The following is a 17,653-nucleotide window of genomic DNA, read 5'->3' as shown; positions in this document are numbered from 1 at the left end:
TTTTTTGCGTCCATAGGTTTCCTGTCGTGCCGCTATCCCGGCGCGTCCAAAGCTTATGGCCGGGTAGCGTGCAGCCATACAATACCCCGGCAACGGGGGAAATCTGTGGGCCGTCTAGCGGCGGTGTTGAAGTACCCGGCCGCCCCTCTCAACAGGGGGCGCTTTAGACAAAACCGCTAGGAGTCCATGATCATGGATGCTCGTCTTGTGTTTGTCGTTTCTCTCTCCCCTCCCCTCATTCGCCCTCCCCGCCGTTTTTCGCGCGCGGTGTTGCGTCTGCGCGCCGCGTATCGGCTGGCGTTTTTGGCGGCGCGGTTTGCGCGTTTGCTTGGGGAGGCTCGGCCATGAATGCGGCTATCGATCAGCAGGTGAACACGCCGCTGCGGCTGGATTTCGCCAAGGGTTTGGCCATGCGGGTGGTGCGGCGGCCGGAGGGATTTTGGCTGGTGGCGGCGGAGGTGGCCGCGTGCATGAAGCTGGAGGTGAAGGATTTGCTGAAGGCGCTGGGCGAGCCGCTGGGCCGGCCCTTGCGGCTGGCGGGCGAGGCGGAGCCGGTGCTGTGCCTGTCCGAAGGCGAGCTGGACGAGGTGTTCCGCCGCATCAAGAAACCCGGCGCGCGGCGGCTGCGGCGCTGGTGGCTGGAAGAAACCCGCCCAGCCTTGCTGCAGGAGGCCGGCGCGGCCAATACGGCGGAAACCCTGCACCTGGCGCTGGCCCTTGCCGCGGAGGCGGCGCAGCAAGTTAGCCGCGCGGTAATGGAGGCGGTGCTAAGCGAACCCGGCACCTGGCAGCATTCACGCTGGGTGGTGGCGCTGGACTACGCGCCCAACAACAAGCAGCGCTGGCCGCACGGCAGGCTGATCGGCCTGAACTGCAGCGTGTCCACCCTCAGCGCCATGGCGGAGCGGATCGCCCCGCCCGGAAAGATGCCAGCCACCAGCGCGGAGCTGCTCAAGCTGGCCACCGCTTGCCAGCTGCGTTTGGCGCAGCGGATAGACAAGTTCGTCAACTAGCCGCGCTTCGCCATAAAAAACACCGCTTCAGCTATCCGAAGCGGTGTTTTCGTTTACCTAGCGCATTCAGCAAACTCTGGCGGGATGGCCGCTCGTAGGCAGATAGCCCCGATTTCATCGGGCGCTCCGCTGAAACTAAACGACGGCTTTGCTGATTTTGCGCGTGGCAACGGTATGTTCAACGGTGAAGCGCTTGCGCCCCTTCAGCCTGCCTTCCAACCCAAATCCAGATTATCCGGCCACATGAAGTACGGCCCATGCTTGGGGCTGTATTTGAACTCGCCTCCGGCTTCTTTCCCCGCCTCCGTCAGCTTGGCTTTGCCTTCTATGATTTCCAGATACCCCTGCGCTACCAGTTGATCTATCAAGGCCTGTGTGTTTTTGAGGCCCAGCTTGGCCGCCAGCCTTGAACTGGTGAGCTTGCTGGCAGGCTGCCCAGCCACAAGCTCTGGTTCTGGCTCTGGCCTTGGGGGTTCAGGCACGCGGGTCTCTGCCAGAGGGATGCCGAAACGAGCGTGGTAATCGTGCGTTAATGGCTTATGTTGGCTGGCGATAGCCTTGGCCAGCTCCATTACCGTTTCGCTGCTTACCACTTTGGCCAGGCTGGAGATGGCTTGGGCAAAGCTGATGTCGTCATAGGTGCTCAGCCATTCCTTGATTTTTTCCGCTTTGATGACGTTCTTGGTATCTAACTTTTTGGGGCGGGTGATGCGTTGTTTATTGCTGACCATCACCACGTTAAAAAATGAAGGTCTCATTTTTAGCCCCAGGCGCGTGGGCAAGGGCAAGGTCTCGCACAGCTGCGCCAGCACAGCGATATGCTTTTCGTTCTGCGCCAACGGGCTGGGAATGCCGCGCGGCTTTTTTTGGTACCAAGCGGTAAATTCTCCCGCTTCGTTGATCTGCAGATCAGCGGTGAAGTTTTTAGTCTCCACCACGTATATCTCCATCATGCGGCCTATCAATAAGTGGTCTATCTGCGCCACGCGGCCTTGGTGTTCAATGCGCAGGTCATGGATAACAGCCCAGTTTTTAGAATCTTTCAGATAGAAATCAAGTTCATAGGCGCTGTTGCGCTCGCCCAGCTCGCCTTGCTGGATGGCATATACTTCTTTTTCCAGCAGTTCTCGCTGTTTTTCGCTGAGGTCGGATCGGGACAATAATTGCTTGAGCTGCTGGATTTGCGGCTGACGGGAGTCGGCGGATTTGATAATCATGGCTAACGGCTACAGATTATGATGAAAGATTGTATCAAGCCGCGCCACATCATGCCATTTGCGTTTTCAGGCGCTTTGTTAGCAAGATCAACGGCCGCGTTCCGTCCCCAGCCTCCTCAGCTTGGCGGGCCGGCTCAAGTCCGTGCCCGCTGCTGGCTCTTTACGCTTCGACGCTTGGCGAAACCACCTCCCACTTGCCAAACACGCTCAAGCCTGCCGCCGCCGCCAATGCGCGTGAGGCATGGTTGTCCAGCTGGCAGCGGTATTGCGGCTGATAGCCTTGCTGATAGGCATGCCGGCAAATGGCGCGCACCACCTGGCGGGCCAGGCCCTGGCCTCTATGCGCCGGCAAGGTCAGCACGCCCAGGTCGGCGATGGCCGCATCATCCCAGGGATACATGCTGGCCGCGCAGACAATGCGGCCCTGATCAAACGCGCCATACACCGCCCAATGGTCCAGCTCCACATAGGCGTCATCCAGGTCCTGCTCCGGCGCGGCGGCCTGGAATGCGGCAAAGGCATCGCCGTCCTGCTCGGTCAGCCTGCGCAAATTGTCGCAGGGGGCATCCCGCTGCAGCGCCGCCTTGTCGGCCTCGGTGAAATAGAACAGATAATCCGCGCCATGCAGCGCTATGCCTCGCTCCCGCAGCAGGCGCCGCAAAATCGCCTCGCTCAGTTCCGACGCACCATAAAGGCCCAGCCAATCCGCCATGGCAGGCGTCAGCGTCGCCATGACTTGGCCTTCCGCAGTTTCCAGGACAATCACTCTGCGGTCTTGGTCCAGCTCTGGATTGACAGTGACGGTAAAGCCCCCTGCATGGAACAGCTTTTCTCCTTGCTCGAAAGGAAGCCGCCAATAATCACTAATGGTTTGGGAAAACAAGGACATGCAAGCACTCCAGCTTCAAGAAACAATGGCGTTGCCATTCCCGCCTCATCAGCCGGCTCATAGCCATGGCTAGCCGCCTGACACCTCAATGCAAAATGCCAAAATCATAACAAACCACCTCAATCGACGCAGCAGGGAGAGCAATATTTCTAAGCTATTGCTTTGTCCGGCCTCACCGCGCCACCATCCCCCGTCTCTGGATGATATTGTTCTCATACCTCACAAAAGGAAACTGCCATGAACTTCATTCCGCGCCTTGTCATTTCCGCCCTGTTGACGGTTTTCATGGCCGCTACAGCCCAGGCAGGCAGCCCACAAGCCATAGACGGCACCGCCAGCGGCAAGGTGCAGCAGGTGGGTTTCCGCGCCATGATTTTGAAGGCGGCCATCCAGAATAACCTGGCCGGAACGGCGCGTAACACGGAGCAGCAGACCGTGCTGTTCAGCCTGCAAGGCAAGGGCAAGCGGGTTCAGGATGCGCTGGCGCGCATCCGCCGCGGCACGGACAAGTCCGCGCAGGTGAAGATTGCCACCCGCGATGGCAAATACGACCCGGCGCTGCGCACCTTTACCGTGGCGGGCTGGACCTCCACCAGCCGCCACATCACCAAGCCGTATGATCTTGTATTCACGCTGCGCCAGGACGACAAGAAATTGTCCAAGGCGGAGGTGAAGAAAGAATACTGCGCCATTCTGAAAAATACGCTGGACCCGGATGATTGGAAAAAGGCGGCGCCCGGTTGCCAGGCCCGCTAAGCGGCGCGGAAAAGGATAAGCAGCCAGTGAAAATGACCTATCGCAAAATGCTCTACGGCGCGGCGCTGCTGGCGCTGGTCTGGCTAGGCTGGCAGGTGGCGCAGCGGCTAGTGATTCTGCTGCCGTCCCGCCAGGTGGGCGCCACGCCGCGGGACTATGGCGTGCCGTTCACGGAAGAATGGCTGGACGCGCCGGCTGGCGGCGGCACGCGGGCCGGACGCGCGCATGTCTGGTGGCTGCCTGCCGCCCAGCCTGCCGCCCCCGCCGTGCTGTATCTGCACGGCAATGAAAGCACGCTGTCCACTGACATCGGCCTGATCCTCAGCCTGCGCCAGGCCGGCTTTGCGGTGATGGCGGTGGATTACCGCGGCTACGGCCAGGGCGCGCTGCGCCTGCCCAGCGAAACCTCTGTGTATACCGACGCGCAGCTGGCCTGGGCGCGCTTCCTGCAGCTGGCGCCGCGCGCCTCGCGCCGCCTGCTGTACGGACACTCCATGGGCAGCGCCATCGCCATAGACCTGGCCGGCCGCGCCGCGCGGCTGGACGGACTGGTGGTGGACGGCGCGTTCACCTCGGCCGCGGACGTGGGCCGCGCCATGACGGCTGACTGGCTGCCGCTTTCCTTCCTGTTGCGGCAGAAGTTCCAGTCCAAGGACAAGATAGCCGCGCTGAAAATGCCGCAGCTGTTCATTCACTGCACGGCGGACGAGGTCATTCCAGTGGCGCTGGGACAGCGCCTGTACGAAATGAGCACCGCGCCCAAGCAACAGCTGCTGATAGAAGGCGGCGACCACGAGCACTGTTATGGCGCCGCGCCGGCGCGTTGGCGGCAGGCGCTGCGGCGCATGGGCGGGCTGGAGCCATCCGTCGCGCCCACGGCGGGCTAACGCGGTCCGTCCTGCTTCCGCTCAGCTTGATCAGACCCAGCGCCGCGCCGACTACACGCCTAAGATCGGATGCGGGTGAGGCACTGCGCCAGCAGTCAGCGCCACGCCCGCCCCCCGGCCGTCCCACTCGCGGATGAAACCAGTTTTTTCTCGCCCTCGTCGGTGGCTTGGCTCGCCGCGCGATTCAAACTGTTCGGCTTCCATTTATGTTGACTTTATCAACTATTGATCAATACAATAGTTGATAAAGTCAATTTAGGAATCGGCATGCTCCACCTCCTGGGCCATCAACTGGCGCACATCGTCAATCTCAAGCGGCGGCTGATGGACAGCCGGCTGCAAGGCGCCGGCATCACCCGTTCGCAAAGGCAAATCCTGCTGATGCTGCATCAGCATGGCGACTGCACGCAGAAGCACTTGCTCAGCCAGCTGGACATGGACGCGGGCCAATTGGCCAGAACGCTGGACGGGCTGGAAAAGGATGGCTATCTGACGCGTTCCCCATGGGCCGCCAACCGCCGCTGCATGTTCGTGGAAATGACCGAGCGCTGCCGCGCGGAACGGATGCCTCAACTGCTGGCCGCCGTGGACAGCGTGGACAGCCAGTTGTTTCAGGGCTTCAGCGAAGACGAGCAAAAACTGATGCAAGGCCTGCTGGAAAGGCTGCGCGCCAATCTGCAGCCCACAGAGGAAGGAAACCCTCATGAAGACTGATGCGCATGCCCTCGCGCCCAGGCAGCTGAAACGGCTGCTCGCCGTGCTGTTGCTGCTGATGCCGCTGTTTGGCATGGCGGTGGATCTGGTAGCGCCATCGCTGCCGGCCATGGCCGCCATGTTGGGCGAATCCAACGGCGCCATCCAGAATCTGATCAGCCTGTATCTGCTGGGCTATGCGCTGGGCAATTTCGTCTCCGGCTTTTTGACCGATGCCTGGGGCAGGCGCAAGCTGCTGCTGGGCGGCATGGCGGGCTTCGCCCTGATCAGCCTGTTGCCGCTGTGGCTGCCCACGCTGCCGGCGCTGCTGGCCACTCGTTTCGTGCAAGGCCTGATGGTGGGCACCATCTCCGTGGTGGCGCGGTCCGTGTATCCGGACGTGCTGGCGCCGCAGGAGTTGGTCAGGGTCGGCGTGATCGCCGGCAGCATGTTTGGCCTGGGCCCCATCATCGGCCCCGTGCTGGGCGGCTACCTGCAGGTGTACGCCGGCTGGCAAGCCTGCTTTGTGTTCTTCTCGGCATCCATGGTGCTGATGTGGGCGCTGGTAGCCTGTTACGTGCCGGAAACCCATTTCAATCGCCACCCGCTGAATCTGCCCACGATACGGCGCAACCTGGCCGAGGTGCTGCGGCATCGCCACTTCATGGGCATGGTGGTGTTGATGGGCGCCATTTATTCGATGAGCATCGCCTTCAACACCGTGGGCCCTTTCATCATTCAGACGGGTTGGCATTACTCGCCCATCGTGTTCGGCCATATCGCGTTCGGCCTGGGCCTGGTATTCCTGCTGGCCACCTTCCTCTGCCGCTATCTGCTGACCCGCCATCCCGTGGCAGGCGTGCAGCAGGGCATGACCCGCCTGCTGCTGGCGGTAACGCTGGCCGGGCTGGCACTGTCCCAGCACTGGCCAGACAGCCTGGCCCTGCTGTGCGCCATCAGCGCGCTGATGTTCTTCGGCCAGGGCATGCTGTTTCCCATGTCCATGGGCCGCGGCTTGTCCTTGTTCCGCCACATCGCCGGCACGGCCACCGCGGTGATGTATTTGATCAACATCCTGATGACCAGCGTCACCTCCTTCCTGCTGAGCCTGCTGTCGGTGCACGACGCGCCGGCCCTGCTGGCGGTGTACCTGATCTTGGCGCTGATCTGCTTCTTCGCCAACCGCTGGCTGATCCAGCCGGCCGAGCGGGCGCAGGCCTCCGCCCGCGCCTGACACGCCTCTCCTGGCCCGCCCCTCCCAGGGCGGGCTTGGCAAATTCTCCCGCGCGGCGCCATCTTGCTGTACCCTACGCGGCTTGAACCCCAGGCGCGGACAGCCCGCGCAAACGAACACCGTATTTCCCAGCATGCGCATCCAGGATTTTCATCAAGCCCTTGCCGACATCGGCGCCCGCTCCTGCCACATCGGCCGCATCAACCGCGCCTGGCTCAAAGGCCAGCCGCTGGACGCCGGCACCCGCCACCAGAAAAGCGAGGACTATTTTCCCCTGTCCGTCCGCAACGGCCTGCCGCCCATCGCCGCGCGGGTGGAGGGGCTGGCGCGCGTGCATTCGCAGCATGAAGCGGAGGATGGCTCGCTGCGCATGCTGGTGGAGCTGGGCGACGGCCAGATGGTGGAGAGCGTGCTGCTGCCGCGCGACGGTCTGTGCGTGTCCAGCCAGGTGGGCTGCGCGGTGGGCTGCACCTTCTGCATGACAGGCAAGAGCGGCCTGCTGCGCCAGCTGGGCAGCGCGGAAATCGCCGCCCAAGTAGCCCTCGCCCGCCGCATCCGTCCGGTGAAGAAAGTGGTGTTCATGGGCATGGGCGAGCCGGCCCACAATCTGGACAATGTGCTGGAGGCCATCCAGTGGCTGGGCACCGACGGCAATATCGGCCACAAGAACCTGGTGTTTTCCACCGTAGGCGATGCGCGGGTGTTCGAGCGCCTGCCGCAGCTGCAGGTCAAGCCGGCGCTGGCCCTCTCTCTGCACACCACGCGCGCGGATCTGCGCGAACAGCTGCTGCCGCGCGCGCCGCGCATCGCGCCGGACGAGCTGGTGGCGCTGGGTGAAGACTACGCGCGCCGCGTGGGCTACCCCATCCAATACCAATGGACGCTGCTGGCCGGCGTCAACGACAGCCAGGACGAGCTGGACGCCGCCGTGCGCCTGCTCAAGGGCAAGTACGGCGTGCTCAACATCATTCCGTACAACAGCGTGGAGGGCGACAGCTTCCAGCGTCCAAGCGCCGAGCGCGTGCAGGCGATCAAGCGCTACTTGCACGACAACGGCGTGCTGACCAAGGTGCGCGACTCCGCCGGCCAGGACGTGGACGGCGGCTGCGGCCAGCTGCGCGCGCGCGCGGCCGGCAGCATCGACCTCAGCCGCCTGCGCAGGCGCGCCGGACCGTCACCCGCGGCATAAGCGCCAGCCAGAAAAAACCCGGCCGCAGCCGGGTTTGCCTGTTGATGCGCGCCATGCGGCCTACTTGAGCGGCGAGGCGGCGGACGGCGCGGCCTGCGGCTTGCTCACGCTGATGCGCAGGTTCTTCACCTTGCCGGGCACATCCTTCAAATCCCCGCCCACCACGCGGTACTGGATGCCGCCGGACGCCGCCGCGCCCAGGCTGGCCGAGCGCGCGGTCAAGGCCTGCGCCGCCAGCGGCTCCACCGGCCCGGCTGTGATGGTATAGGCCGTGGAATCCACCGCGGTGAACACGCCGGTGAACTGCTGCTTGAACTTGCGTTTGGCAATGGAGCCGATGTAGTACTCGATGGTGCCGCGCGAGTACTGGTTGGTCGCCCACGGCCAGTCCCACTTGGAGGTGGCCGGGTTCAGGTATTGCGACAACAGGTCCTGGGCGCCGTTCAGGCCGTCCTTGCCGCCAAATTTGGCCAGATAGAACGGCCGGTTGGACGGGTGGCCATTCAGCGCGTTGTCGCTGTAGCGCAGGAAGTTGTACAGCTCCGCCTCATAGGTCAGGAACATCTTCGAGGTATAAGGGATGTTGGCCTTTTGCTCGAACAGCGTCAGTGTGATCAGACGCTTGCTTTTGGGCGGCAGCACGGCGCGGTATTCAGCGCTTTGCGAGGTGGTGCTGCTGGTGCCGTTGGTGGTGGTCCAATCGGCGCCGGAAGCGATTTCCACCGCCACCGAGGTTTCCGCTCCGCCTATCAATGGCAGGCCGCCCGTCCATTTATTGGTCATGGTCACCTTGCCGCTGACGCTGATCTTGTCCGCCTTGGACCAGCTGACCGTGGAGTCGTACTTGATATTGGCCACGCCGGTATCGGATTGATCACTGTAATTCTCCAGCAGCACGTTCACGACTTTCAGCGGTTTCTTGTTGTACAGCTCCGGCGCGCCCAGTTTCATGTCGTTCGGCTCCATCATCCACTGGATATTGGAGAAGGCGATGCGGAAACGCTTATCCGCCCAATATCCGCCCGGCCCTTTGGGGTCGTATTTGGCGTTCATCATGTAGCGGTATTTGTTATCCGGCATGGACAAATTGTCCAGCAGGGTGTCGATGCGGCGATATTCAAACTCCTTGCCCACCGCCGTATTGCCATTGGTATTGCCGCCCACCCAGCCATAACCCAGATAATGCGCCAGATAGGCCCATGGTTTGAAGAAAGCGTCCGAGGTGACGATTTTCTGGATGGTGGACTCATTGTCCGGCGACATTTCCGTGTACACCACATCACTGAATTGCGGCACGGTATCCGCAGCCCAGACCGGCTGCTGGTGAGCGGCCAATATGACCGAAACGGGAAGGATGGCTCTTATCAATTTCATGTTTTATCCCCTGCATGACAAGATATACAAATGCGCGCGCCGAACTTGCCAATCTGCCAATGGCAATATCCGGCTTTATGCCGCATGCAAATGGAGCAAATACTTTACTCCATGTGAAGAATCGTAATCATCCCGTGCAAAACACCGCAATATTTCGTAACCATCTATTTGTAAATCGTTACCGACTTTCGTTTACATGTCATTTGGGCCGATTCAATAAGTATTAATGCTTATGTCTTATCGCCAACCGTGCCAAGCGCCACCCCGCGGCCCTGTCGAGCAAGCCGACGCCTTGCCCCGCCCTCGGATAGGCATTGCGGCGCAGCATTTCCATCCTTTTGGACAGGTGCTCGACTGTCACATCCAAGGCGAATCCGCCAGCCGCAATACGCCCGTCGAGCCAAGGCGCCGCGACGCGATCCGCGCAAACGGTACGACAGGCGTCGCAACGCAAGGCCTGGGATTGGGTTGGCGGGTCTCAATATGTTTTAATCATGCCGTGACATCCCTCCTCATCCCGATGCCAAGCCATTCATCCCGCCGTCTTTCCGCGCATGCGCGCGCCATTTGCATCCTGGCCAGCGTGGCCATGGCAGGCCCCTGGCTGGCGGCCTGCTCTCCCCGCCCGCCCTTGCCTAACGACGCCTATGTCTGGCAGCGCCAGTGGACGCCGGCCTTGAGCGACGCCATGCGGCAGAGCGCCGACGTCGTCAGCCGGTGGCGCGTGCTGGCGGGAGAGTGGGAGGCGCCGTCCGGCCAGTCCGCGCGCTGGCGCTTCAGCGAGCCGGACTGGCGCGCCCTGGTCCAAACCCGCCGCCCCGTCATCGCCGTGTTCCGACTCGATGGACAGCGTCCGGAGTGGGATGCCGCTGCCGTCTCCGCCGCCATCGCGCAACGGCTCGATCTCTGGCGCGTCCGCGGCGTGAACGTGGCCGGCGTGGAGATAGACCACGATTGCGCCACCGCGCGCCTGCCTGCCTATGCGGCGTTTCTGCGCCAGCTACGCCCGCGGCTGCCTGCCGATGCGAAGCTTTCCATCACCGTCCTGCCCGCCTGGCTGAACAGCCCCGCGCTGGACGTCCTGCTATCGCTGCCGGATGAGTCCGTGCTGCAAGTCCATGCCGTGATGCAGCCCGGCAAGGGCTTGTTCGACCCCACGCGGGCGCAAGACTGGGCCCGCGCCTATGCCCGGCGCACCCAGCGGCCATGGCGCATCGCCTTGCCCGCCTATGGCAGCCGCGTCGTCTGGACCTCGTCCGGCCGCATCGCCGCTGTGGAGAGCGAACAGCCGCTGCTGACCGGGGACGCCATGGCCAGCGAGTTGGTCGCCCCGCCGGCGCAGGTGCAGGACTTCGTCAACATCGTGGAGGCCGCCCCGCCGCCGGGCCTGGCCGGCCTGGCCTGGTTCCGCCTGCCCAGCCGGGATGACCGGCGGGCCTGGAGCCTACGCGCCTGGCATGCCGTACTGGCGCGCCAGCCGCTGCGGTCGGAACTGAAACTGACGGCCGCGCCGGTCTCCGCCGGACTGTACGACTTGTGGCTGAGCAATAGCGGCAATGCCGACGCCGCGCTGCCCGCCGCCTTGCGCTGGCCGTCCGCATGCCAGGCTGCGGACGGCGCGGGCGGCTACCTTCTGGATTACGACGCCACAGGCATGCTGCTGCGCCGTGCTCAGCCCGGCTTGCTGCCGCCCAGCGCCAAACGGCGAGTCGGCTGGCTGCGCTGCCCCGCGCTCAACCCGAAAAAGGATCTTCATGTTCAAGCCTGATCTGCGCCAGCTCGGCGCCGCCGCCGCCCTGGGGATCATCGCCACCGCCATCGCCTGCGGCCCGGACTTTCCGATGCAACTGCTGGACAACCGCCAGGGCTCGCTGCTGGGCACGCCATCCAATGGCTTTGCCTACGAAGCCGCCCGCCTGGCCGCGCCGCAGGCGGAGCGCTGCAAGAGCCGCCTCAAGCCGGAGCCAGGCTACGAGGAGCTAAGCCGCGCGGTGACCGCTGCGGCGGCCTCCGCCAGCGCGCTGGATGATTGCGCCAAGGGCGCGGCCTGCGCCAAGCAGCTGAACGATGCCCGCCTCGCCTACCGCCGCATCCGCCAGCTGGCCGCCTGCGGCGCGCCCGATCCGGAATCCGCCGCCGTCGCCAGTTTGGGGGACGAGGCCTTGCTCAGCCTGCGCAACGCCAAAACCGGCCAGCAATGCAACTACCTGAGCTTGCTGGGGCAGACCGAATGCGCCGCCGGCATCCCGTCCGCCGGCCTGAAAACCGCCATTGCGCTATATGCGCAGCAAGCCGCGCGCGGTCGGCGTTTGCGGATGTCTGGCGCGGCGGGCAGCGGCATCGACTCGCTGAAGTTCGTCGCCGGATGGGCGCTCAAGAAGCCTGAGCGCTTTCTGCCGCTATTGGACGACGCCGTGGCGCGCCGGCTGCTGGTAGCCTATGCCCTGGCCCGCGTGGGCGACAACGTGGCGGGCCAAGCCGACAGCGCAGACACATTCATCACGGAAGGAGAACTCTCCGCCTCCCAGACGCTGTCCGGCTACGCCGACGCGGCGCGCCAGGATGCCGGCACCACGCCCAACCAGAATCTGCTGCTCCTGATCGACGCGATACAGCGCCGCGGCTATCTGGATACGGACCACGCCGACCGCCTGGCCGCCCTGGCCTACCGCCTGGGCCGCTATCCACTGGCGGAACGCATGGCCGGCCAGCTCGACAGCGCCCTCGCCAGTTGGGTCAAGGCCAAGCTGGCCCTGCGCCGCGGCGATGTGCCGGCCGCCACCCATTACTACGCTCTCGCCGCGCGCGGCTTTCCGCGCTCGGACAACAGCCTGGAAGCCGGATTGCCGCAACGGGTCAGGGGCGAACAGGCCGTGCTGACGCTGGCGCGCGGCCAGTACGTGGAGGCGCTTGGCTATTTTTACCAGGCCGCGATTGAAGGCGCGCGCCGGGGCGATGACTGGGGGCACCCGTCATTTGTGGCGGACAGCGCCAGCGATATGGCCTATGTCGCGGAGCGCGTGCTGACCGCGGCGGAGCTGAAGGCCTTCGTCGATGCCCAGCCCAGGCCTGCGTACGAGCAGGCGCGCCCAGTCTGGACGCGTTTGCGTTATCTATTGGCGCGGCGCCTGCTGCGCGAAGGCCGTGCGGACGAGGCCGCGCCGTACTTCCCGGAAGACGCCATGGCCGCGGCCTATGACGCTGGAGGCCGCCCCACCGGGGAACTGGCCAGCCTGCGCCAGCTGGCCTTGCAATACGGAGACGCGCTGCGCGACACGCAGCGCGCCTACACCCCCACGCTGCGCGCCAAGGCCTGGTACCGTCTGGCCGCGCTGACGCGGCATGACGGCATGGAGCTGCTGGGATACGAACAGGAGCCGGACTACGCCGACTTTGGCGGCAACTATCAGTCCACTTCCGGCCGGGTCGCCGATGGCCTGCCGCAAGTCCCGCTCAGCGCCGCCGGCCGCGCCGGCTATCTACTGCCCGGCCCCTACGTCGCCGCCGGGGAGCGGGCGCGCTTCGCCGCCTCCCAGAGCCAGCCGCTGCAGCGCTATCACTACCGCTACCTAGCGGCGGACTATCTGGACAAGGCAGCGGATCTGCTGCCGCCGCGCGCCCAGGCTTACTCTGCCGTGCTATGCAATGGCGCGGCCTGGCTGAACGACACCGATCCCCAGCGCGCCGCGCATTTTTACCAGCGCTATGTCCGCCACGGCGCGTATCTGGACACCGGCGCGCGCTTTGGCCAGCAGTGCCCCGCGCCGCGATTCCTGGCGGCGGAGTTCTTCCCCTACCCGCACCGGGCCGAGCGCCTGCTGAACCGCTTCGGACTGGCCAACCTGCTGGGGCTGGCGGCGCTGGCCATCCTGATCCTCGCGGCGCGGCGCGCCAGCGGCGCCAAACGGCCGCGATGATGGCGATCCACCCCGTCCTCGCCCACATGACAAAAGTCCGGCATGGCCGGGCTTTTGGCAATGACTCCGCCACCACGCTCAGCCGCAGCGACTGCGCGCCAACCAGGCCGCTTCGCCCAAAGTGGTTTCGTCCAAAGCGGCGAGCACGATGACGTTATCCGCCTCTGTAGTCGCGCTCAAACGGCAGCAGGATGGCCGCCGCCTCCCGCATTTCCGCCGGCGTCAGGCTGGCCTGGCCCTTGGTCTTCGCGATGAATGTTTTTCAGCGCTGAATCAAGCGCCTGCTGTGTTTCTGATCGGCGGGATCATGGACTTCGGTCCCGGCCATGCTGGCTGGCGGCCCATCCTCCTCCAACATCCCGCTCTGGAACAGCAGGCGCGCGGCGCGCGACTCTTGCAGGCGGCCCTCGCGCATCGCCTCGCTCGACTGCGAGTCGCAACAGGCTAGGATGGATGCTTTCTCAGAACGATAATCTCGCCCGCGCCGACACCTCGCGCGGATCGCCCACCCTCACCTGCAACGCGCTGCCGCTGCTGGAGCGGTAATAGGTTTTATCGAACAGGTTCTTGACGTTCAGCTGCAGCTCCAGCCTTTGCTCTCCCAGCTTGCGCCGCCAAGCCACGAAGGCATCCGCCACCGTGTAGGCTGGCAGCAGGAAACTATTGGCCGCGTCGCCGGCGCGCTCGCCCACATAGCGCGCGCCGCCGCCCATGCGCCAGCGGCCGTCCATACTGTCCACGCCCGCATCGTAGGCCAGGGACAGCGAGCCGCTGCGGCGCGGCACATTGTATAGCGTCTTGCCGATATTGGCCGGCGCATCCTCCACCACCTTGGCGTCGGTGTAGGCGTAGTTGGCGATGATGGATACCTTGCGCGACAGCCGGCCGCTGGCGTCGAACTCCAGGCCTTGCGAGCGCGCCTTGCCGATGGCGCGGCTGACCGCGTTTTCCGTTACCAGCACATGGCTTTTCTCCATGCGGTACGCCGCCGCGCTAGCGGACAGGCCATCGCGCTCCAGCTTGATGCCCGCCTCGCCCGACTCGCCCCGCTCCGGCGAGAAGCTCTGACCATCGCTGCCGACATTGGGCCGGAACGATTGGCTGTAGCTGCCGTACAGCGAAACCAGCGGCGTCAGCTTGAACAGCAGGCCCGCCTGCGGCAGCAGCGTCAGGCCGCTGCCGCGCCCGGTGACGACAAACGGCCGCCCTATGCCGTCCTCTTGCCGATAATGCTGGTAGCGCGCGCCCAGGCTGGCTATCCAGCGCGGCGCCAGGGTCCAGTTGTCCTGCAACAGCAGGGCCTGGCTGTCTATGACGCTGCGGCTGTCGCTCTGCGCGGCGCTGAGCTGGCTGGGGTAAGGCAGCGCGCCGTACACAGGCGCGTAGACATTGAAGCCGCCGACATTGCCGCCGCGGTAGGTGTCGCCGCGCGTCTCGCGCTGCCTTTCCATTTCCAGGCCCAGCGTGAGCTGGTGCAATTGGCCAAACAGGCTCAGGCTGCCTTGCAGCCGGCTGCTCAGCAGCCAGTCGCTATTGTCGAAGCGATTGCCGTCGGCGCGGCGGCTCAGCATGCCGGTCTTGGCGTTGAAAGCGACGGGCCGCGCCTGACGGTCGGTATAGCGCAGCTGATTCCACGCCAGCCGCGTCGCCAGCCGCCAGGCGTCGCTGAGCTGCCGCGCATGGCTCAGCGTCAGCGCCTGGGCCTCGCCTTCAGCATTATTCCAGGCCTCGTCCAGCCGCCGCTCGCGCGGGAGGCTCAAGGGCTGGCCGTTGACAAAGAGCGTCCCCCGGTCATATGGCGTCTTGAAAGCCAGGTATTGGTAAGCCAGCAAAAGTTGGTCCGCGCCCCTCTCCCAGGCCAGAGAAGGCGCGATCATGCGCCGCCGGCTCAGACCGAAGCCCCGCCAGTAGTCGCTTTCGTCAAAGTCGCCGATCAAGCGATATGCCAGGCCCTTATCGCCCAGCGGGCCAGTCAGATCAAAACCGCCGCCTCCGCCGCCGAAGCGGCTTCCTCGCAGCTCCACGCTGCCCTGCGGGCTGTATTGCGGCTTTTTGCTGAGCACATTGATCACCCCGCCCGGCTCCTGGATGCCGTACAGCAAGGAGGCCGGCCCCTTCAGCGCCTCCACCGACTCTGTCGTGGCGTCGAAATTATTCAGCCAGGCCGAGCGCACGCCGTCGCGCAGCACGCCGCCGTCCCCGCGGCTGCCAAAGCCGCGCCGGGTGAAGCTGTCCTGTATGCCGGCCAAAGTATTGCTCTCCACCACGCCGCTGATGTTGCGCACGGCGTCGCCCAGGCTGCGCGCCTGTAAATCGCTCAAGACTTGCGGCCCCACGCTCTGCACGGCCTGGGGCGTATCCAACACGGCTTGCGGGCGGCCAGCGACAGCCGCTTGGCGAGACTGGTAGCTCATGCCGTCCGCGACGGCGGTCACCACCACCTTGTCCAGCTGCGCGACATCGTCGGCATGGGCGACGGCGGCCAGCAAGGGCGACAACAATAGGGGGGAATACAGGCGAGGCAAGTTCATCATGCTGCGAGAGGCTGTTTTAATTGATAACGAGAGTTATTATCATTATTATTAACATTGTTTGCAATGTTTACCTATGCGGGCCTGCTGCCCGCCCTCGCTCTGGATGCTTCGTGAAACGCTACTTGATCCTGCTCCATCGTTACCTGGGCCTGGCCGCGGCCGCCTTCCTTTTGCTGATAGGCCTCAGCGGCAGCCTGCTGCTCTTCCGACCCGAACTGGAAAGCCTGAGCGGCGCCCGCCCCGCCCCGGCGCATCGCCCCATCCACTACCAGGCGCTGGCCGATGCGGTCGCCGCGCGCTATCCCGGCGCGGTTTTCAATTTGCGCCTGGCCGAAGACGGCCCTATCCAGGCGCGCGTGCGCCAGCCCGGCGACGAGCGGCGTCTTTGGCTGACGGCGGATGGCCGCGTCGAGTCGGACCGCCCCAGGGGCGATTCGGCCTTCGAATGGCTGCTGGAGCTGCATGAAAAACTGCTGCTGGGCGAAACCGGCGCCGCGCTGGCCGGCATGTGCGGCCTGCTGTTGACGGCGCTGGCCATTTCCGGCCTGGTTTACTGGTGGCCGCGGGACTGGCGCCGCGCTTGGCAAGTCAGGCGCGGAAAAGGGCAGAAAATATGGGTGACGGATCTGCACCGTTTGAGCGGCGCGCTGGCTTCGCTGCTCCTGCTGTCCGCCGGACTGACCGGCGCCTACCAGGCTTTCGACAAGCCGCTGAACCGCGGCATCAACCAGCTATATGGCTATCGCGCGCCCGGCAAGGCCAAACTCGACACGCCGCCCGGCCTGCCGCGGCTGCCGCTGGACGCGCTGGTGGCGCGCGCCGCCCAGTCCATGCCGGACGGCCGCTTGGTGGACATCCGTTATGATCCGTCGCCGCAACGGCCGCTGCTGCTGCGCTGGCGGCTGGCCGGCGAGCTGCACCCCAATGGCCGCAGCCTGGTGGAAATCGACCCCTACAGCGGCCGCCTGCTGCGCGTGACGCCCGTGGAGCAAGCCGCGCCGGCCATCCGGCTCAGCAGCTGGGTCTACGCCCTGCATACCGGCAGCCTGGGCGGCAATATCCTGCGCATGTTGCTCGCCGCCGCCGGCCTGTCCCTGGCCTGGCTGTCCGCCAGCGGCGCATGGCAGTGGGCGGCCAGGCGGCGCAAGCAGCGCGCCAGCCAAGCGGCGCGAGCGGCGGCCTAGCCATTGGCGGCCCGCGCCTCCGCGCCGGCGAACTCCCGCGCCGCCTCGCGCAGGGCCTCGCCTATCAGCAACACGGCCGGACTGCCCAGCCCGGCGGCGCGCGCGTCCTCCGCCAGCCGGCCCAGGCTGCTGAGCACGCGCGCTTCCCGCTCCGTGCCGGCCCACTGCACGGCCGCGGCCGGCGTATCGGCCGGCAGGCAGTCGGCCAAGGCCGCGCACAGGCTGTCTATGCGGCTCATGCCCATATAGATGGCCAAGGTGGTGCCCGCGGCGGCCAGCGCGCGCCAGTCCGGCTCGCTGCCGTCTTGCAGATGCGCGGTGGCCAGCGTGAGGCCGTGGCTCAAGCCGCGCTGGGTCAAGGAGACGCGCAGGCTGGCCGCGGCGGCGAAGGCGGCGCTGACGCCGTTGACGATGTCGACTTCGATGCCGTGGGCACGCAGATAGGCGATTTCCTCGCCGGCGCGGCCAAACAACAGCGCCTCGCCGCCCTTGGCCCGCACCACCTGCTCGCCGCGCTGCGCGTAGCGCCGCATCAGCCGCTGGATGAAGTCCTGCGGCGTGGATTTGCAGCCGCCGCGCTTGCCCACCCGCACCACGCGGGCGCGCGGCGCCAGCTCCGCGATGGCGGGATCGACCAGATCATCCAGCAGCAGCACATCGGCGGCGGCCAGGCTGCGCGCCGCCTTCAGCGTCAGCAGCTCCAGGTCTCCCGGCCCCGCGCCCAGCAGGGTGACGCGGCCTATGGCCTTGAATGTCTTATGCATGC

The 17,653-nt window shown here is 65.1% G+C and carries 14 protein-coding genes; 9 read left to right on the top strand and 5 right to left on the bottom strand.

Annotated features, from left to right (window positions below; all coding sequences use genetic code 11):
- Positions 1 to 344 precede the first annotated feature (344 nt).
- Entirely contained in the window at positions 345 to 1,013 is a 669-nt protein-coding gene (locus tag FYK34_RS06160) for a BRO-N domain-containing protein (protein WP_149295548.1), read from the top strand.
- Positions 1,014 to 1,216: 203 nt separating this feature from the next.
- Here FYK34_RS06160 and FYK34_RS20685 read toward each other — a convergent pair whose 3' ends face one another.
- Together FYK34_RS20685 and FYK34_RS06150 are read right to left on the bottom strand one after the other, a co-directional pair.
- On the bottom strand, positions 1,217 to 2,230 hold the full coding sequence (locus FYK34_RS20685) for a nuclease-related domain-containing protein (protein WP_196782624.1): 1,014 nt from the start codon (positions 2,228 to 2,230) through the stop codon (positions 1,217 to 1,219).
- Between the two features lie 160 nt (positions 2,231 to 2,390).
- On the bottom strand, positions 2,391 to 3,119 hold the full coding sequence (locus FYK34_RS06150) for a GNAT family N-acetyltransferase (protein WP_149295547.1): 729 nt from the start codon (positions 3,117 to 3,119) through the stop codon (positions 2,391 to 2,393).
- A 237-nt stretch (positions 3,120 to 3,356) separates the two neighbouring features.
- Here FYK34_RS06150 and FYK34_RS06145 point away from each other — a divergent pair, with 237 nt between their 5' ends.
- From FYK34_RS06145 to FYK34_RS06125, 5 genes are all read left to right on the top strand, one after another.
- The gene (locus FYK34_RS06145; RefSeq protein WP_149295546.1) at positions 3,357 to 3,875 is read left to right on the top strand and encodes an acylphosphatase; all 519 of its coding nucleotides are present in this window, start codon (positions 3,357 to 3,359) and stop codon (positions 3,873 to 3,875) included.
- A gap of 32 nt (positions 3,876 to 3,907) precedes the next feature.
- The gene (locus FYK34_RS06140; protein WP_149295545.1) at positions 3,908 to 4,762 is read left to right on the top strand and encodes an alpha/beta hydrolase; all 855 of its coding nucleotides are present in this window, start codon (positions 3,908 to 3,910) and stop codon (positions 4,760 to 4,762) included.
- A 267-nt stretch (positions 4,763 to 5,029) separates the two neighbouring features.
- Positions 5,030 to 5,476, top strand: coding sequence for a MarR family winged helix-turn-helix transcriptional regulator (locus FYK34_RS06135; protein ID WP_149295544.1), 447 nt, complete (start codon positions 5,030 to 5,032; stop codon positions 5,474 to 5,476).
- Positions 5,466 to 6,689: a Bcr/CflA family efflux MFS transporter gene (locus tag FYK34_RS06130; protein WP_149295543.1), complete on the top strand. Its 1,224-nt coding sequence runs from the start codon at positions 5,466 to 5,468 to the stop codon at positions 6,687 to 6,689. The genes FYK34_RS06135 and FYK34_RS06130 overlap by 11 nt, the downstream gene beginning before the upstream one ends.
- Positions 6,690 to 6,822: 133 nt before the next feature.
- Positions 6,823 to 7,878, top strand: coding sequence for an RNA methyltransferase (locus FYK34_RS06125; RefSeq protein WP_149295542.1), 1,056 nt, complete (start codon positions 6,823 to 6,825; stop codon positions 7,876 to 7,878).
- A gap of 60 nt (positions 7,879 to 7,938) precedes the next feature.
- Here the strand turns inward: FYK34_RS06125 and FYK34_RS06120 are convergent, their stop codons facing one another.
- Positions 7,939 to 9,252, bottom strand: a complete 1,314-nt coding sequence (locus tag FYK34_RS06120; protein WP_149295541.1) for an aerolysin family beta-barrel pore-forming toxin — start codon at positions 9,250 to 9,252, stop codon at positions 7,939 to 7,941.
- 589 nt (positions 9,253 to 9,841) lie between these two features.
- Here FYK34_RS06120 and FYK34_RS06115 point away from each other — a divergent pair.
- A complete protein-coding gene (locus FYK34_RS06115; protein ID WP_149295540.1) occupies positions 9,842 to 11,020 on the top strand; it encodes a DUF3142 domain-containing protein in 1,179 nt (392 codons plus the stop codon).
- Positions 11,007 to 13,169, top strand: a complete 2,163-nt coding sequence (locus tag FYK34_RS06110) for a hypothetical protein (protein WP_149295539.1) — start codon at positions 11,007 to 11,009, stop codon at positions 13,167 to 13,169. Before FYK34_RS06115 ends, FYK34_RS06110 begins: the two co-directional genes overlap by 14 nt.
- Positions 13,170 to 13,630: 461 nt before the next feature.
- On the opposite strand, the gene FYK34_RS06105 is transcribed toward FYK34_RS06110, so the two are convergent.
- Positions 13,631 to 15,703, bottom strand: coding sequence for a TonB-dependent siderophore receptor (locus FYK34_RS06105; protein ID WP_231137386.1), 2,073 nt, complete (start codon positions 15,701 to 15,703; stop codon positions 13,631 to 13,633).
- Positions 15,704 to 15,813: 110 nt separating this feature from the next.
- Between FYK34_RS06105 and FYK34_RS06100 the strand changes: the two genes are divergently transcribed.
- Entirely contained in the window at positions 15,814 to 16,887 is a 1,074-nt protein-coding gene (locus tag FYK34_RS06100; RefSeq protein ID WP_149295538.1) for a PepSY-associated TM helix domain-containing protein, read from the top strand.
- Here the strand turns inward: FYK34_RS06100 and cobA are convergent.
- Positions 16,884 to 17,651: a uroporphyrinogen-III C-methyltransferase gene (gene cobA, locus FYK34_RS06095; RefSeq protein WP_149295537.1), complete on the bottom strand. Its 768-nt coding sequence runs from the start codon at positions 17,649 to 17,651 to the stop codon at positions 16,884 to 16,886. The two genes, FYK34_RS06100 and cobA, sit on opposite strands and share 4 nt — an antisense overlap.
- Positions 17,652 to 17,653 lie beyond the last annotated feature (2 nt).

Origin of the sequence: Chromobacterium paludis, assembly GCF_008275125.1 — a bacterium.
Classification (GTDB): Bacteria; Pseudomonadota; Gammaproteobacteria; order Burkholderiales; family Chromobacteriaceae; genus Chromobacterium; species Chromobacterium paludis.
Note: the sequence above shows the minus strand (reverse complement) of the source record. Positions and strands in the feature narration are given on the sequence as shown.

Bases quoted from the DNA above. Each gene is read 5' to 3' on its own strand.
- FYK34_RS06160 (WP_149295548.1), top strand. From the start codon at position 345: ATGAATGCGGCTATCGATCAGCAGGTGAACACGCCGCTGCGGCTGGAT.
- FYK34_RS20685 (WP_196782624.1), bottom strand. From the start codon at position 2,230: ATGATTATCAAATCCGCCGACTCCCGTCAGCCGCAAATCCAGCAGCTC.
- FYK34_RS06150 (WP_149295547.1), bottom strand. From the start codon at position 3,119: ATGTCCTTGTTTTCCCAAACCATTAGTGATTATTGGCGGCTTCCTTTC.
- FYK34_RS06145 (WP_149295546.1), top strand. From the start codon at position 3,357: ATGAACTTCATTCCGCGCCTTGTCATTTCCGCCCTGTTGACGGTTTTC.
- FYK34_RS06140 (WP_149295545.1), top strand. From the start codon at position 3,908: ATGACCTATCGCAAAATGCTCTACGGCGCGGCGCTGCTGGCGCTGGTC.
- FYK34_RS06135 (WP_149295544.1), top strand. From the start codon at position 5,030: ATGCTCCACCTCCTGGGCCATCAACTGGCGCACATCGTCAATCTCAAG.
- FYK34_RS06130 (WP_149295543.1), top strand. From the start codon at position 5,466: ATGAAGACTGATGCGCATGCCCTCGCGCCCAGGCAGCTGAAACGGCTG.
- FYK34_RS06125 (WP_149295542.1), top strand. From the start codon at position 6,823: ATGCGCATCCAGGATTTTCATCAAGCCCTTGCCGACATCGGCGCCCGC.
- FYK34_RS06120 (WP_149295541.1), bottom strand. From the start codon at position 9,252: ATGAAATTGATAAGAGCCATCCTTCCCGTTTCGGTCATATTGGCCGCT.
- FYK34_RS06115 (WP_149295540.1), top strand. From the start codon at position 9,842: ATGGCAGGCCCCTGGCTGGCGGCCTGCTCTCCCCGCCCGCCCTTGCCT.
- FYK34_RS06110 (WP_149295539.1), top strand. From the start codon at position 11,007: ATGTTCAAGCCTGATCTGCGCCAGCTCGGCGCCGCCGCCGCCCTGGGG.
- FYK34_RS06105 (WP_231137386.1), bottom strand. From the start codon at position 15,703: ATGATGAACTTGCCTCGCCTGTATTCCCCCCTATTGTTGTCGCCCTTG.
- cobA (WP_149295537.1), bottom strand. From the start codon at position 17,651: ATGCATAAGACATTCAAGGCCATAGGCCGCGTCACCCTGCTGGGCGCG.